Origin of the sequence: Burkholderia sp. BCC1638, from assembly GCF_902833195.1 — a bacterium.
In the GTDB taxonomy this organism is placed as follows: Bacteria; Pseudomonadota; Gammaproteobacteria; order Burkholderiales; family Burkholderiaceae; genus Burkholderia; species Burkholderia diffusa.
In genome coordinates, this window is the sequence record NZ_CADFEC010000004.1 from 192,438 (window position 1) to 207,702 (window position 15,265).

At 66.6% G+C, this 15,265-nt stretch carries 11 protein-coding genes, 1 tRNA gene and 1 pseudogene; 4 read left to right on the forward strand and 9 right to left on the reverse strand.

Annotated features, from left to right (window positions below; genetic code table 11):
• Positions 1-16: 16 nt before the first annotated feature.
• Positions 17-784 (reverse strand): septum site-determining protein MinC, encoded by a 768-nt coding sequence (minC, locus tag HWX22_RS06260; RefSeq protein WP_175915228.1) that lies wholly within the window; start codon positions 782-784, stop codon positions 17-19.
• 166 nt (positions 785-950) lie between these two features.
• Positions 951-1,604: a GNAT family N-acetyltransferase gene (locus tag HWX22_RS06265; protein ID WP_244135197.1), complete on the reverse strand. Its 654-nt coding sequence runs from the start codon at positions 1,602-1,604 to the stop codon at positions 951-953.
• Positions 1,605-2,142: 538 nt separating this feature from the next.
• On the opposite strand from HWX22_RS06265, the gene HWX22_RS06270 reads away from it, so the two are divergent.
• On the forward strand, positions 2,143-3,303 hold the full coding sequence (locus HWX22_RS06270; RefSeq protein ID WP_175915229.1) for an alkane 1-monooxygenase: 1,161 nt from the start codon (positions 2,143-2,145) through the stop codon (positions 3,301-3,303).
• 33 nt (positions 3,304-3,336) lie between these two features.
• On the opposite strand, the gene HWX22_RS06275 is transcribed toward HWX22_RS06270, so the two are convergent.
• The 7 genes and pseudogenes from HWX22_RS06275 to HWX22_RS06305 form a co-directional block, all read right to left on the reverse strand.
• Complete coding sequence (locus HWX22_RS06275; RefSeq protein ID WP_175915230.1) at positions 3,337-4,872, reverse strand: methyl-accepting chemotaxis protein; 1,536 nt, start codon at positions 4,870-4,872, stop codon at positions 3,337-3,339.
• Positions 4,873-5,077: 205 nt separating this feature from the next.
• Positions 5,078-6,025: a phosphatase PAP2 family protein gene (locus HWX22_RS06280; RefSeq protein WP_244135193.1), complete on the reverse strand. Its 948-nt coding sequence runs from the start codon at positions 6,023-6,025 to the stop codon at positions 5,078-5,080.
• Between the two features lie 136 nt (positions 6,026-6,161).
• Positions 6,162-6,252, reverse strand: a tRNA-Ser gene (locus tag HWX22_RS06285).
• 130 nt (positions 6,253-6,382) lie between these two features.
• Positions 6,383-7,684, reverse strand: coding sequence for a serine--tRNA ligase (gene serS / locus HWX22_RS06290; RefSeq protein ID WP_175915231.1), 1,302 nt, complete (start codon positions 7,682-7,684; stop codon positions 6,383-6,385).
• 236 nt (positions 7,685-7,920) lie between these two features.
• Positions 7,921-9,231, reverse strand: coding sequence for a replication-associated recombination protein A (locus HWX22_RS06295; RefSeq protein ID WP_014897797.1), 1,311 nt, complete (start codon positions 9,229-9,231; stop codon positions 7,921-7,923).
• 192 nt (positions 9,232-9,423) lie between these two features.
• A pseudogene (gene lolA, locus HWX22_RS06300) lies at positions 9,424-10,095 on the reverse strand (outer membrane lipoprotein chaperone LolA); the annotation flags it as partial.
• 46 nt (positions 10,096-10,141) lie between these two features.
• Positions 10,142-12,451, reverse strand: coding sequence for a DNA translocase FtsK (locus HWX22_RS06305; protein ID WP_059530170.1), 2,310 nt, complete (start codon positions 12,449-12,451; stop codon positions 10,142-10,144).
• Positions 12,452-12,738: 287 nt separating this feature from the next.
• Between HWX22_RS06305 and trxB the strand changes: the two genes are divergently transcribed.
• The 3 genes from trxB (at position 12,739) to HWX22_RS06320 (ending at position 15,226) form a co-directional block, all read left to right on the forward strand.
• Complete coding sequence (trxB, locus tag HWX22_RS06310; protein ID WP_059690783.1) at positions 12,739-13,701, forward strand: thioredoxin-disulfide reductase; 963 nt, start codon at positions 12,739-12,741, stop codon at positions 13,699-13,701.
• A gap of 135 nt (positions 13,702-13,836) precedes the next feature.
• A complete protein-coding gene (locus HWX22_RS06315; protein ID WP_175915233.1) occupies positions 13,837-14,616 on the forward strand; it encodes a Smr/MutS family protein in 780 nt (259 codons plus the stop codon).
• Positions 14,603-15,226 (forward strand): trimeric intracellular cation channel family protein, encoded by a 624-nt coding sequence (locus HWX22_RS06320; protein WP_175915234.1) that lies wholly within the window; start codon positions 14,603-14,605, stop codon positions 15,224-15,226. The genes HWX22_RS06315 and HWX22_RS06320 overlap by 14 nt, the downstream gene beginning before the upstream one ends.
• Positions 15,227-15,265: the final 39 nt, after the last annotated feature.

Here is a 15,265-nt window from a genome sequence, read left to right on the forward strand (position 1 = left end):
GAGCGTGCCGCGTGAATCACGTCAGGCGCAGCGGTTCGATCATCAGTTTTTCCTCTTCGAGCCGGATCTGCACCGATTTGCCCAGTATGTCGGCGGGCAACGGGTTCTCGGTCGTTCGATAGATACCCGCGATCGAAATCAGTTCCGGCTCCAGACACGTGCAGAAAATGCGCGCGTCGTGATTGCCGTGCACGCCCGCGAGTGCGCGGCCGCGCAACGGCGCGTAGATGTGGATGTTGCCTTCCGCGATGATTTCGGCGCCGTGACTGACCGGCGCAAGCACCACGAGGTCTCCTTTCGCGTAAATCTGCTGCCCCGAACGCAGCGGCCGATCGATCACCAGCGTCTGGCCGCCTGCCGGAATCGGCGTCGGCGCGGGCTCCGGCGCCGGTTCGGCCGCCACGGCAGCGGCCGTGGCAACGACAGGCGCCGGCTCCGCTTCCTCGGCCGGCTTCGCCGTCGACACGCGGCGGTCGCGCGCCTCGAGCAACGGCAGGCCGGCTTCCCCCGCCCATCCCTGCGTGGCGAGCGCGACGACGCCCACCGGGCGCATCCGCACATCGTTCAGCATCTGGCGGATGTCGGCAAGCGCGACGCGTTCGCCGTCCGCGAGGCGGCGGACGTCGATCGCGACGACATCATCGGCAAAAAACTCGGGAGTCGCTTCGAAGCGCTTGACCAGTTCGGTACGCAACGCATCGAGATCGGTCGTCTTCACGGTGAACAGCAACGTATCGACCGATCCGCTGCGCAGCTCGAAGAATGGCGATTTTTTAAGCGACATGGACACTCTGCAAAAAATTTTTGCGTATTTTACAGGCGTCCACGCGCGCGGCCATTATTTTTGGGGAGCCGGGTGGCGACGGTCGCGGCGAGCGCGCAACCGGCAGGCGGGCAATCGGACGGGCGGCCGGGAATTCATCGCACCGTGCGGCCCGCGCATTCATTCGTCAGGGCGTGTTGACGTGCGACACGAACAACGACTTCATCGCGCCGGGCATCCGCGCGATCGGCGCATGCTCGCCCGTGTTGCCGAAACCCGCGCGTTCGTAGAAACGGATCGCGTTGCGGTTCGCATCGGCGATCCATGCGTAGACGTCCTGCGCACCGCGTTCGGCCAGCCACGCGGTGGCCGTTTCGAGCAACAGCACGCCGCCGCGCAGGTGGCGGACCGCGTGCGCGACCCACAGCTCGCTGACGAACGCTCGCCGCTCGGGCGTATTGTCGAAATACGCGCCGATCATGCCGGCCGGATGGCCTTCGGTATACAGCAGGAAAGTCGTCGACTCGTCGGACGCGGCACGCAGCGCGGCGACGGCCGCCGCCGCGTCGGAATCGACGTTCAGCAATTCGGCCTCCGGCGCTTCACCGGGCGCGTAGGGCTCGCGCAGCGATGCGGCGCGGAGTTCGCGATACACGCGGCCTTGGTCGGCAGCGATACGACGAACGGTCAAGGTCGAACTCATGCAGGCACAGCCCCCTTCGGACAGCAAGCTATTAGCTTCAACCGAAAGCGGGGCATGAGTCAAATCGTAATTTTCAAATGGCGGCGCCGATCGAAAGGCAATCGATGTCGCGCACACGTCGGTGTGCAGGTGCAGCATCGATGCGTCGACGTGCGGCGACGCATGCAGCCCGCACTGCGAGACCGGGGGCGTCGCCTCGCTCGCCTTGTCATGCATGGCACTCATGCGGCGAGGGTCCTGCATTTCGTCGTCGAGACTGTAATGGTTCGTTACATATGTATCCAAACGAACCGCGCTGCCGGGCGGCGTCGCGCCACGTCTGCTGCGTCGCAACATTCGTTGCGAACTTCGCCGCCGAATGCACGCGTGCGTCGCGCCGAGCATTCATCTGACAAGAACGCAGGCCGTGCAAGCGAATCGGCCCGCGCCAGCCCGTTTCAATCACCCCATGCCGGCCCTTCCCAACCGGTGTCATGCACGGTTCGCCGTTTGGAGTTGCACGCCTAACGCGAGGGTTTGGAAAGCGTGCGCGACGGTCGTATAACTGGCACAACCGGACCAACGATCCGTGCCGCGCGTCGCGCCGCGGACCCACGACGATTCCAACGACGACGAACGCGTCACGCGGCCGCCGCGCCCGCACACGCGGGAGCCGGCCAAAACAAGGAGGGAGACAATGGCAATGACCGACGCATCGGCCTCGGGCTGGTCGGATGGCAAACGTTATCTATGGCTGCTCGGCGCGGTGACGATCACGCTGCCGATCCTCTCGGCCCAGCTCGCACTGTCGACGGGCCTTCACGTGTTCTGGTGGTTCGGCCCGCTGTTCGCGTTCGGCGTGATCCCGGTCCTCGATACGCTGATCGGCGACGATCGCGACAATCCGCCCGAAGCCGCCGTCCCGCACCTCGAACGCGAGCGCTACTACCGCTACATCGTCTATCTCGCGACGCTGGTCGAATACATCGCGTTCTTCATGTGCGTGTGGATCGTCGGCACGCATGCGCTCGCATGGTACGACTACGTCGGCTTCGCGCTGTCGCTCGGCGCCGCGACGGGCATCTCGATCAACACCGCGCACGAACTCGGGCACAAGACCAACCGCTTCGAGCGCTGGCTCGCGAAAGTCACGCTCGCGCCGGTCGCGTACGGGCATTTCTTCGTCGAGCACAATCGCGGCCATCACGTGCGCGTCGCGACGGCCGAGGATCCGGCGAGCGCGCGCTACGGCGAATCGTTCTGGGCGTTCCTGCCGCGCACCGTGACCGGCAGCATCCGCTCGGCCTGGCGACTCGAGACGGCGCGCCTCGAGCGCCTCGGGCATTCGCCGTGGACCTGGCGCAACGAGGTGCTGCACGCGTGGGCAATGACCGTCGTCGTGTGGGGCGTCGCGATCGCGATGGCCGGCAAGATCGTGATTCCGTTCCTCGTGATCCAGGCCGTGTACGGTGCGTCGCTGCTCGAAGTCGTCAACTACGTCGAACACTACGGGCTCGGCCGCCGCAAGCTGCCGAGCGGCCGCTACGAACGCTGCACGCCGCAGCATTCGTGGAACAGCAATCACGTCGTCACCAACCTGTTCCTGTATCAGTTGCAGCGGCACGCCGACCATCACGCGAACCCGACGCGCTCGTACCAGGCGCTGCGCCACTTCGACGACTCGCCGCAACTGCCGGCCGGCTACGCGACGATGATCCTGTTCGCGTATGTGCCGCCGCTCTGGTATCGCGTGATGAACCCGCGTGTCGTCGCGCATTACCGCGGCGACATGGCGCAGTCGAACATCAAGCCGTCGATCCGCGCGCGCGTGCTCGCGCAGCATTCGGCCGCGGCGTGATGCACGACGGTGTAGTCGCGGTCTGCGATATCGTCACGCGGCCTGCGGCAGCCTGAACACGGCGACCGCGTGCCGCAGCGCGCTCGCCTGCTCGGCCAGCGCCTGCGTCGCGGCCGACGCCTGTTCGACCAGCGCCGCGTTGCGCTGTGTCGCCTCGTCCATCTGCGTGACCGCGACGTTCACCTGCTGGATCCCGCCGCTCTGCTCCTGCGATGCGGACGAAATCTCGCCGACGATCGACGTGACCCGCTGCACCGCGCCGACGATCTCGTGGATCGATTCGCCCGCGCGCGCGATCAGCACGGCGCCCTCGTCGACCCGCCGCGTCGATTGCTCGATCAGCGCCTTGATCTCCTTCGCGGCCGCCGCGCTGCGCTGCGCGAGCGTGCGCACCTCCGACGCGACGACCGCGAAGCCACGCCCCTGCTCCCCCGCGCGCGCCGCCTCGACGGCCGCGTTCAGCGCGAGGATGTTGGTCTGGAACGCGATGCCGTCGATGACCGCGATGATCTCGCCGACCTTCGCCGCGCTGGCGGCGATCCCGCCCATCGTGTCGACGGCGTCGGTCATCACGCCGCCGCCCGCGGACGCGATGTCCGACGCGTCGCGCGCCAGCTGCGCCGCGTGCTGCGCGTGCTCGGCCGACTGACGCACGATACCCGTCAGTTCGGTGATGCTGGCGGCAGTTTCCTCGAGCGACGCAGCCTGCGCCTCGGTGCGCGACGATAGGTCATGATTGCCCGCCGCGATCTGCGCGCTCGCAGTCGCGACGGCTTCGGCATGCGTACGTACCTCGAGCACGACGCCCGACAGGCTGGCCTGCATCGAGCGCAATGCCCGCAGCAGATCGGCGATCTCGTCACGACCGGCCGCGTCGACATCGCGCGTCAGGTCGCCGCCCGCTACTGCCTGCGCACAGGCCACGGCGCGATCGAGCGGCCGCAAGATCGCGCGGCTGAACAGGAACGCACCGATCATCGCGATGCCGAGCACGATCAGCATCAGCACGACGCTCGCCGCGGTGGCGTGGCTCGCATCGCGGCTCGCTTGCGCCGACACGGCGGCGCTCTCGTCGGCAATCGCCTTCGCCGCGCGCTCGAGCAGCGCGGCGGGTGCCCGGTCGACGCCCGCGACGGCCTCATCCCCGGCCGTCGGCTCGAAGCCAGCGGCCTTGAATGCGTCGAACCCGCGCCGATAGCCGTCACCCATCGCGGCATGCGCGCGCATGAACTGCTCGACGAGCGTACGGCTCTCGCCGGGCGGCAACTGGTTCACGAGCTGCGCGGCGAGCGTATCGACCGTGCGCTCACGCGTCTGGAATGCCTGCCAGTACTTGTCGAGCTTGTCGGGCTGCTTGCCGCGCAGCAGCGTGTCCTTCCATTCCTGGACCTGCAGCTTGAACTGCACGAGCGTCGCCGACACGAGCCGCTCGTCGGCGACCCGGGTCTGCACGTCATTCGCGAACGTATCGATCGAGCGATTGAGGATGCGGATGCCGTACAGCGCGCCGCAGAACATCAGCAGCAGCGCAACGGCGAATGCGAGGGGAATCTTGTAGCTCAGCTTCATGGGACCTTGAATCGACGGGAAACGGCGACGACGCAAAAGGCGCGTGCCGTCGCCCATTGTTAACGGCGTGCGAAACCAAGGCTGAAGCAGGGCATCGGCAGCGGGAATCCGCCGGAGCGGCCGCGAGGAGGACGGCGGTTCGGCGACGGTGAGGAACCTGGCCCGCCGGCAAGCACGGGGAAATTGCGACTCTGGCGTCGCGCGATCAGGTCGGGCTTGCCGCGTGCGGTCCGGCCGCCTCGATCGCGCGTCGACCGCCCATCCAGCGACGCACCGCGGCGATCGACAGCGCGCCGCACACGATCCCGGCGATCACGTCGGCGAGATAGTGGCCGCCCTGCGTCGGCGTCGACGCGATCATCACCGCATTCAGCACGATCGCAGCCGGAAACACGTAGCGGACATGCCGCACCGCATACGCGAACAGCAGCGCCAGCATCACGTGAAACGATGGCAACGACACGAGCCCCTGCGCGTCGGCCAGATTCAGTTGACGGAGTTGCCCGCTGCGCAACAGGCCGTAGTGCGTCACCGTCGATGCGGTGCCCGGGTCGGTGATGCCGAAATGGACGAATGCGCTGGCGGCGGGGAACGGCGTGGAGACGAGCACGACCACGATCACCGCGAACATGAACTGCGCGACGAACTCGGCGAGATCGTCGACGCGACGGACCGCCGCGAGGATGAACGGCACCGCAAGCAGTTGCGGCATGCCGCTGCGATACGCGAGGTCGAGCACACGGTGCAGGCTGGCTTGCGCCGTCACCCATCGGTACAGGTCCGGCCAATGGAAACCGAGCATCGCATCGAAGCGAACGAGATGGCTTTCGATCGACGGCGGGGCGATCGCCACGCAAAGATAATCGAGCACGGCGACGGCCGCGCCGAGCGTTGCGAGCAGCGCCACGCTCAGTAGCGCGAATGCGAATTCGCGACAGCGCAGCGTTCGCGTGATGTCGCGATAGCGGCGCACACGAGACAGCACGGCAAGGAACGCGCTTGCTGCAAACCCGAGCGCGACGTGCTGCGCGAACTCGACGACGCTGCCAGGATTCACGACCGAATCCGCATGCATGACACACATGCCGGCGGCAAGCGCCGTCAGCAATACCGCCCCGGTCAGCATCCCCCAGATTCGCGTGCTCGCTCTCATCGTGGCTTTTTTGTGGTTCGTGTGACGGCCCCCAACGCCTGCGCGCTATCGTACACCGCCATCGACGCAGCGTTCACTCACGCGCGACCCAAACGAAAAACCCCGTGATCCTTCCGGATCACGGGGTTTCGTATTTTGGCGGAGAGGGTGGGATTCGAACCCACGGTACGGGGAAACCGTACGCCTGATTTCGAGTCAGGTACATTCGACCACTCTGCCACCTCTCCTTCCTTGCTGCTTCATTTCCCGGTTGGTCGTGTCCGGGAAAGGAAAGATTATAGAACGATCTCTTTGAATCTCACAAGCCCTTTTTGCAAATTTTTTGCGGGGCCTTCAAAGACCGATCGCGGAGCGATCTCACGACGCCTGCGCAGGCGCTTCGATTCGCTCCATGCCGCCCATGTACGGACGCAGTGCCTCCGGCACCGTGACCGAACCGTCGGCATTCTGGTAGTTCTCCAGCACGGCCACGAGCGTGCGGCCGACCGCGAGGCCGGAACCGTTCAGCGTATGCACGAGTTCCGGCTTGCCCTGCGCGTTGCGGAAACGTGCCTGCATGCGGCGCGCCTGGAACGCTTCGGTGTTCGAGCAGCTCGAGATCTCGCGATAGGTGTTCTGCGCGGGCAGCCACACTTCGAGGTCGAACGTCTTCGCGGCCGAAAAGCCCATGTCGCCCGTGCAAAGCGTGATCACGCGGTACGGCAGGCCGAGCTTCTGCAGGATCGCTTCCGCGTGGCCGACCATCTCGTCGAGTGCCGCGTACGAAGCGTCCGGCGCGACGACCTGCACCATCTCGACCTTGTCGAACTGATGCTGGCGGATCATGCCGCGCGTGTCGCGGCCGTACGAACCGGCTTCCGAACGGAAACACGGCGAATGCGCGGTCAGCTTGATCGGCAGCGCGGCGCCTTCGACGATCGATTCGCGCACGGTGTTCGTCAGCGAAATCTCGGACGTGGAGATCAGGTACTGCGTGATCGTGTTTTCGGCGCCGCCCTTCTCGACGCGGAACATGTCGTCGGCGAACTTCGGCAGCTGGCCCGTGCCGTAGAGGATTTCGGGGTTCACGATGTACGGCGTGTACGTCTCGCTGTAGCCGTGCTGCAGCGTGTGCGTGTCGATCATGAACTGTGCGAGCGCGCGGTGCAGGCGTGCGATCGAGCCGCGCAGCATCGTGAAGCGCGCACCGGCGAGCTTCGCGCCGGTTTCGAAATCGAGGCCGAGCGGCGTGCCGACGTCGACGTGATCCTTCACCTTGAAGTCGAACTCGCGCGGCGTGCCCCAGCGGCGCACCTCGACGTTGTCGGCCTCGTCCTTGCCGACCGGCACGCTTTCGTGCGCGATGTTCGGCATGCCCAGCATCAGGTCGGACAGGCGCGTCTGGATCTCGCCGAGCTTGGTCTCCGACGCCTTCATCTCGTCGCCGATCCCGCCGACTTCGGCCATGACGGCCGACGTGTCCTCGCCCTTCCCCTTCATCGCGCCGATCTGCTTCGACAGGCTGTTGCGGCGTGCCTGGAGCTCTTCGGTACGGGTCTGGATCGCACGGCGTTCCGCTTCGAGTGCGGAGAACGCGGCGACGTCGAGGGTGTAGCCGCGATCGGCGAGGCGCTTCGCGACGCCGTCGAGGTCTTTGCGCAGCAACTGGATGTCGAGCATGGGAGGACTTGGAAAATCGTTGTGTAAGACGGGAATTCTAACGCACCGCGGGGCCGCCACGGCACTGGCCGGATGGACAGTGCCGCAAACGCGCGACGGGCGTGGGAATATCGCAATCCCGGCTGCGCGTCGGCAGCCGGCGAAACGCGTCGCGCGGCGCCGCCGCTCGGCGTGCGTCAGCAGCCCGGCCAGGGACCCCCGCAAGCGCTGATGCGCTCCAAGCCGCGCGCGGTCGGTCAGTCCTTCTTGCCGGCCTCACGGTCGAGTTCGCGCAGCCACGCGAGCTTGTCGGCGATCTTCGATTCGAGCCCGCGCGGCACCGGCTTGTACCAGCGCGGCTCGCGCATTCCTTCCGGCAGGTACGACTCGCCGGCCGCGTAGGCATTCGGCTCGTCGTGCGCGTAGCGATACGCGTGACCGTAGCCGAGTTCCTTCATCAGCTTGGTCGGCGCATTGCGCAGATGCACGGGGACCTCGCGCGACTTGTCCTGCTTCACGAACGCCATCGCCTGGTTGAACGCGTTGTAGCCCGCGTTGCTCTTCGCCGCGCACGCGAGATAGATCACCGCCTGCCCGAGCGCCAGCTCGCCTTCCGGCGAGCCGAGCCGCTCGTAGGTCTCGGCCGCATCGTTCGCCACCTGCAGCGCGCGCGGGTCGGCGAGGCCGATGTCTTCCCACGCCATCCGCACGATCCGCCGCGCGAGATATTTCGGATCCGCGCCGCCGTCGATCATCCGGCAGAACCAGTACAGCGCGCCGTCCGGGCTCGAACCGCGCACCGACTTGTGCAGCGCCGAGATCTGGTCGTAGAAGTTGTCGCCGCCCTTGTCGAAGCGCCGCGCGTTCAGCGTCATCGCGCTGCTGACGAAATCGGCATCGATGGTCGTGACCCTGGCGGACGATGCGGCCGTCTGCGCCTGTTCGAGCAGGTTCAGGAAGCGCCGCGCGTCGCCGTCGGCATAACCGATCAGCGTATCGATCGCCTTGTCGTCGAACGCGAGGCCGTCGAGCGCGATTTCCTGCGCGCGCTTGAGCAACTGGCGCATCTCGTCGTCGTTCAGCGACTGCAGCACGTACACCTGCGCCCGCGACAGCAGCGCCGAGTTGACTTCGAAGCTCGGGTTCTCGGTCGTCGCTCCGATGAAGGTCACGAGCCCCGACTCGACGAACGGCAGCAGCGCGTCCTGCTGCCCCTTGTTGAAGCGGTGGATTTCGTCGACGAACAGGATCGTGTGGCGGCCGGTGCGGTTCAGCGTGTCCTTCGCCTGCTCCATCGACTCGCGGATGTCCTTCACGCCGCCCAGCACCGCGGACAGCGCGATGAACTCGCAGTCGAACGCGAGCGCGGTAAGACGCGCGAGCGTCGTCTTGCCGACGCCGGGCGGCCCCCACAGGATCATCGAATGCGGCTTGCCGGATTCGAACGCGAGCCGCAGCGGCTTGCCTTCGCCCAGCAGATGCGTCTGGCCGATCACCTCGGCGAGCGTCTTCGGCCGCAGCGCCTCGGCGAGCGGCCGGCGCGGCTCGACTTGAAACAGGTCGGACATGAACCCTCGCTCCAGATCAAACGATGGCGGCCGAACCGGCCGCCGGACCCGACATTATGACAGCCGCACGACGGCATCGCCGGGCCCGGTGCCCGCGCCCGATGCCCGCTCCGGAAAACAACACGGGCCTGCCGTCGCCGGCAGGCCCGTGTCGGGAAAATGGTGCGGTGCCGATCAGCCGTTGATCACGTCCGCGCCCTTCGGCACGACGAACTTGAACGCATCGCTCTTCAGCGGCGGGTTCGTCTGGATGTTCGTGAAGGTGAGCAGCGTGACGTTGCCGAACACGTCGTGCAGTTCCATCGCGGCGAGCGTGCCGTTGCGGAAACCGATGCCGATCCGCTGGAACTGCGTGTCCTGCGCCTTCGGCAGCATCTCCAGCCACTCGATGCCGCCCTTCTCGCCGGCGTCGCGCAGCGTGTAGTTCTTGTCGAGATCGTTGCTGCCGAACAGGATCGCGGCCGGGCTCGCGCCCAGCGCGCCGTTCAGCTTGCGCTCGGTGACCTGGTTCAGGTCGCGGTCGTACACGTAGAGCTTGTCGCCGTCGGCCTGCAGCACCTGCTGGTACGGCTTCTGGTACGTCCAGATGAACTTGCCCGGACGCGAGAACACGAACGTGCCGCTCGAGTTGTCGTTCGGCTTCGGCGCGGCCTGTGCGGCGCTCGCGCCCTTGGTCGGCGCCTTGACGATCTGCTGCGTGAAATCGCCTTTGGCCGATCGCACCTGCGACACGAAGGCCTTCAGTTGCTCGGTGCCGCCCGCGAACGCGTGCGTCGCCGCGAGCATCAGCGATGCGCCGGCGAACGCCGCGCCGAGCCAGCGCCGCGTCGAACGAAGGGAAGGGACGAACGAAAGTTGCTGCATGTTGCGGTTTTCTCCCTGGGTGGCCGGCGCTGCGGGCGCCGCGGACTCATTCCGCGTCGCGCGCCGGCACAAGAATTTCGCGGTTGCCGCTCGACGACATCGCCGACACGAGCCCCGACTGTTCCATCTGTTCGAGCAGCCGCGCCGCGCGGTTGTAGCCGATCCGCAAATGGCGCTGCACGAGCGAAATCGACGCGCGGCGGTTCTTGATGACGATCTCGACCGCCTGGTCGTACAACGGATCAGACTCGCCGCCGCCTTCGCCGGTTCCCGCGCCGGCCGAACCCTCGTCGCCGTCGACGGTGCCGCCCTCGAGCAGCCCTTCGACGTAGTTCGGCTCGCCCTGCTCCTTGAGCTTGTCGACGACGCGATGCACTTCGTCGTCGGCGACGAACGCGCCGTGCACGCGCACCGGCAGCCCGGTGCCCGGCGGCAGGTACAACATGTCGCCCATCCCGAGCAGCGATTCGGCGCCCATCTGGTCGAGAATCGTGCGCGAGTCGATCTTCGACGACACCTGGAACGCGATCCGCGTCGGCACGTTCGCCTTGATCAGGCCGGTGATCACGTCGACGGACGGACGCTGCGTCGCGAGGATCAGGTGGATGCCGGCCGCGCGCGCCTTCTGCGCGATCCGCGCGATCAGCTCCTCGACCTTCTTGCCGACGACCATCATCAGGTCGGCCAGCTCGTCGATCACGACGACGATGTTCGGCAGTCGGCCGAGCGGTTCGGGATCGTCCGGCGTCAGGCTGAACGGATTCGGAATCTTTTCCTCGCGCTTCGCCGCTTCGTCGATCTTGTTGTTGTAGCCCGCCAGGTTACGCACGCCGAGCTTGCTCATCAGCTTGTAGCGACGCTCCATCTCCGCGACGGTCCAGTTCAGCGCATGGCCGGCCTGGCGCATGTCGGTGACGACCGGGCACAGCAGGTGCGGAATGCCTTCGTAGACGCTCATTTCGAGCATCTTCGGATCGATCAGGATCAGACGCACCTGCTCCGCGGTGGCCTTGTAGAGCAGCGACAGGATCATCGCGTTGATCCCGACCGACTTGCCCGAACCGGTCGTGCCGGCGACCAGCAAGTGCGGCATCTTCGCGAGATCCGCGCACACCGGCTTGCCGCCGATGTCCTTGCCGAGGCTCAGCGTCAGCGCCGACGACGCGGCCGCATAGACTTCCGAGCCGATGATCTCGGACAGGTGGACCGTCTGGCGGCGCTGGTTCGGCAGTTCGAGCGCCATGTAGTTCTTGCCGGGGATCGTCTCGACCACGCGGATCGACACGAGCGACAGCGAACGCGCGAGATCCTTCGCGAGGTTGACGATCTGGCTGCCCTTCACGCCGGTGGCCGGCTCGATTTCGTAGCGCGTGACGACCGGGCCCGGATACGCGGCGACGACGCTCGCCTCGACACCGAAGTCCTTCAGCTTCTTCTCGATCAGCCGCGACGTGAATTCGAGCGTATCGGCGGAAATCGCTTCCTGCGTCTTCGGCGCGGGATCGAGCAACGACACCGGCGGCAGCGTCGAATCGCCCGGCAGGTCGGTGAACAGCGGCACCTGGCGCTCGCGCTCGACGCGCTCGGACTTCGCCGGCGTGACGACCGGCGGCACGATCGTCACGGGCTCGTGATCCTCGATACGCACGCGCTCCTCTTCGACCTTCCCTTCGCGGCGCACGGCCGCGGCCTCGCCGAGCTTGCGGTCGCGTTCGGCCTCGCGGCGCAGCTTCGCGACGTTGACGGCGGACAGGATCGCGCCGCCGACGCGCTCGGCGACCGACAGCCACGAGAAGCGGAAATACAGCGACAGGCCGATCGCGAGCAGGATCAGGAGCAGCAGCGTGCCGCCGGTGAAGCCGAACGCATGCGACATCGCACCCGCGACGGCCTCGCCGATCACGCCGCCCGGCGCGCGCGGCAGCTGCACCTTCAGCGACCACATCCGCAGCGCCTCGATGCCGTCGCACGCGAGCACGACGAGCACGAACGCGAAGATCTCGGTGAGCCAGCCGATCGGCCGCTCCGGTTCGTCGGCGACCGCCTCGTGACGCGTGATGCGCCGGTAGTTGACCGCGATGCGCCGCCCGAGCGGCACGATCAGCCAGTAGGCCGACAGGCCGAACAGCAGCAGGATGATGTCGGCCGTCCATGCGCCGACGCGACCGGCCCAGTTCGAGATGTGGTCCACCTGCGCGGCGTGCGTCCAGCTCGGATCGCGCCGGCTGTAGCTCAACAGGGCCATCACCAGAAAAGCGCAGAGCGCGACCTGGAGAATCCAGCGGATCTCCGTGAGGAGCTTCGACATCCGGTGCGGCAACGCCTGTGCCTGGGCGGAATAAGGAGCTTTTGCCATGAATCCGTATAAAGAGGACGGGCCGCGCGCCCGCCTGTCGTTCGATCGCGCTTATTGTAAACGCTGCACCGGGGCGTCAAGTGTAAATGACGGTTACATAAGAGGGCCGGGGCGCCGAAGCGACCGCCGGGCAATGCTATCGCCACGATTGAAACTCTCGTTCGGCAGCGCAGCAACGGGGCCTTTATAATGCGCGTCTGATACCCATCTATGACGGCATCCCGGTCAACCCGGATCGTACGGCGGGCCTACCCCACCCGCCGCGGCCGCCTTTTACGGATTCGCACATGTCCACGCCCAAACACGCCAAAGTCCTGATTCTCGGTTCCGGCCCCGCCGGCTACACGGCTGCCGTCTACGCGGCACGCGCCAACCTGTCCCCGGTGCTGATCACCGGCATCGCGCAGGGCGGCCAGCTGATGACCACGACCGACGTCGAAAACTGGCCGGCGGACGCAAAGGGCGTGCAAGGCCCGGAACTGATGGCGCGCTTCCAGGAACACGCCGAGCGCTTCAACACCGAAATCGTATTCGATCACATCCACACCGCGAAACTGCACGAAAAGCCGATCCGGCTGATCGGCGACTCCGGCGAATACACGTGCGACTCGCTGATCATCGCGACCGGCGCGTCCGCGCAGTATCTCGGCCTGGCTTCCGAGGAAGCATTCATGGGCAAGGGCGTGTCGGCCTGCGCGACCTGTGACGGCTTCTTCTATCGCAACCAGGAAGTCGCGGTGATCGGCGGCGGCAACACGGCCGTCGAGGAAGCGCTCTACCTGACGGGCATCGCGAAGAAGGTCACGGTGATCCACCGCCGCGACAAGTTCCGCGCCGAGCCGATCCTGATCGACCGTCTGCTGGAGAAGGAAAAGGAAGGCGTCGTCGACATCAAGTGGGATCACGTGCTCGACGAGGTGACGGGCGAGGAATCGGGCGTGACGGGCCTGCGCATCAAGAACGTGAAGACCGGCGAGAAGCAGGATCTCACCGTGCAGGGCGTGTTCGTCGCGATCGGCCACAAGCCGAATACCGACCTGTTCCAGGGCCAGCTCGAGATGAAGGACGGCTACATCCTGACGAAGAGCGGCCTGCAAGGCAACGCGACGTCGACGAGCGTGCCGGGCGTGTTCGCCGCCGGCGACGTGCAGGACAACGTGTATCGCCAGGCGATCACGAGCGCCGGCACGGGCTGCATGGCCGCGCTCGACGCGCAGCGCTACCTCGAAAGCCTGCACGACAAGAAGTAAGCGTCAGGCCTTCGCGCGCCGGGCGCTACAATGGCGTCCGCTGCCGCGAAGCGGGCTCGACCGGAAAGCCGCTGCCGCCGTGCAGCGGCTTTTTTGTGCCCGCGCGTCCGAACGCGCCTGCCCGGTTACCGAATCATGGCAAAGAACCAGCCCCATCCGAGCGATCCCGCGAAGCGGCAGATCGCCGCCCGTCCGTCGAACCCCGCGCCCGCCGCGCCGCCGCCCGCGCCCGACGCAGCCGCGCTGCGCGGCCAGGGTCTGGCCGGCCTCGGCGCGTTGCGCAAGTCGCTGCAAGGCGAAGCCGACCGCCGCGAGCGCACCCGCGTCGAAACCGCGAAGGCCGCCCGCCAGGCCGAGGCCGACGCGAACCTGTTCCGCAACGAAATCGGCGCGATCCAGCCGCTGAACGCGCTGCCGCGCGCGAAGTCCGGCCGCACGCCGCCCGACCCGGTGCCGAAGCAGACTCAGCGCGACGAGGAAGACGTGCTGAACGCGACGCTGTCCGACGAATTCGATCCCGAGACGCTGCTCGACAGCGACGAATCGCTGTACTACCACCGCCCCGGCATCAGCCGCGACGTCGTGCGCAAGCTGAGGAGCGGCGCATGGATCGTGCAGGCGCAGCTCGACCTGCACGGGATGCGGCGCGACGAAGCGCGCGACGCGCTCGCGGAATTCATCCGCGAGGCCGGCAAGAAGGGGCTGCGGTGCCTGCGCGTGATTCACGGCAAGGGGCTCGGCTCGATCGGCAAGGAACCCGTGCTGAAGGGCAAAGTACGCGCGTGGCTCGTGCAGAAGGAGGAAGTGATCGCGTTCTGCGAGGCGCGCAGCCACGACGGCGGCGCGGGCGCGGTGCTCGTGCTGCTGCAGCCGCTCGCGGCGCCCGCCGATCGGGGGCCGCGTGCCGCATCCTAGGCTGACGCTCGCGATCGCGGTACTGGAAGCGATCGCGACGCTGGCGTTCGCGATCTCGGGTTTCATCGAGGCACGCAAGAACCGGCTCGATTCGGTCGGCACGTTCGTCGTCGCGCTCGCCACCGCGTTCGGCGGCGGCACGCTGCGCGACATCCTGCTCGAGCGCCGGCCGTTCTACTGGGTCGTGCACGACGACTACGTGATCGCGATCTTCGTGCTCGCGCTGTTCGCGCCGTTCGTGCTGCGGATGCTGTCGCGGCTGTCGGCCGAGCGGCTGCTGCTGGTAGCCGACGCGATCGGGCTCGGCATCTTCAGCATCTCCGGCACCGCGATCGCGCTCGATGCCGAGATGCCGCGCTTCATCGCGGTGATGATGGGCGTGATCACGGGCGTGGTGGGCGGGATCATCCGCGACGTGTTGTGCAACGACATCCCGCTGATCCTGCGCGATTCGCGGCCGTACGCGACCTGCACGTTCATCGGCTGCTGGTTCTACCTGCTGCTCGCATGGCTGCAGTTCGATTCCGTGTACAGCGTGCTGCTCGCGACCGGCTTCATCCTCGTCGCGCGGCTCGCGACGTTCAAGTTCGACGTGCGGTTGCCACACTGAATTCAAGCATCGCTTGAAACACAAGGGATGGTTGGAACA

Coding starts and splice junctions, on each gene's coding strand:
- minC (WP_175915228.1), bottom strand. CDS start 784: ATGTCGCTTAAAAAATCGCCATTCTTCGAGCTGCGCAGCGGATCGGTC.
- HWX22_RS06265 (WP_244135197.1), bottom strand. CDS start 1,604: ATGCTGCACCTGCACACCGACGTGTGCGCGACATCGATTGCCTTTCGA.
- HWX22_RS06270 (WP_175915229.1), top strand. CDS start 2,143: ATGGCAATGACCGACGCATCGGCCTCGGGCTGGTCGGATGGCAAACGT.
- HWX22_RS06275 (WP_175915230.1), bottom strand. CDS start 4,872: ATGAAGCTGAGCTACAAGATTCCCCTCGCATTCGCCGTTGCGCTGCTG.
- HWX22_RS06280 (WP_244135193.1), bottom strand. CDS start 6,025: ATGAGAGCGAGCACGCGAATCTGGGGGATGCTGACCGGGGCGGTATTG.
- serS (WP_175915231.1), bottom strand. CDS start 7,684: ATGCTCGACATCCAGTTGCTGCGCAAAGACCTCGACGGCGTCGCGAAG.
- HWX22_RS06295 (WP_014897797.1), bottom strand. CDS start 9,231: ATGTCCGACCTGTTTCAAGTCGAGCCGCGCCGGCCGCTCGCCGAGGCG.
- HWX22_RS06305 (WP_059530170.1), bottom strand. CDS start 12,451: ATGGCAAAAGCTCCTTATTCCGCCCAGGCACAGGCGTTGCCGCACCGG.
- trxB (WP_059690783.1), top strand. CDS start 12,739: ATGTCCACGCCCAAACACGCCAAAGTCCTGATTCTCGGTTCCGGCCCC.
- HWX22_RS06315 (WP_175915233.1), top strand. CDS start 13,837: ATGGCAAAGAACCAGCCCCATCCGAGCGATCCCGCGAAGCGGCAGATC.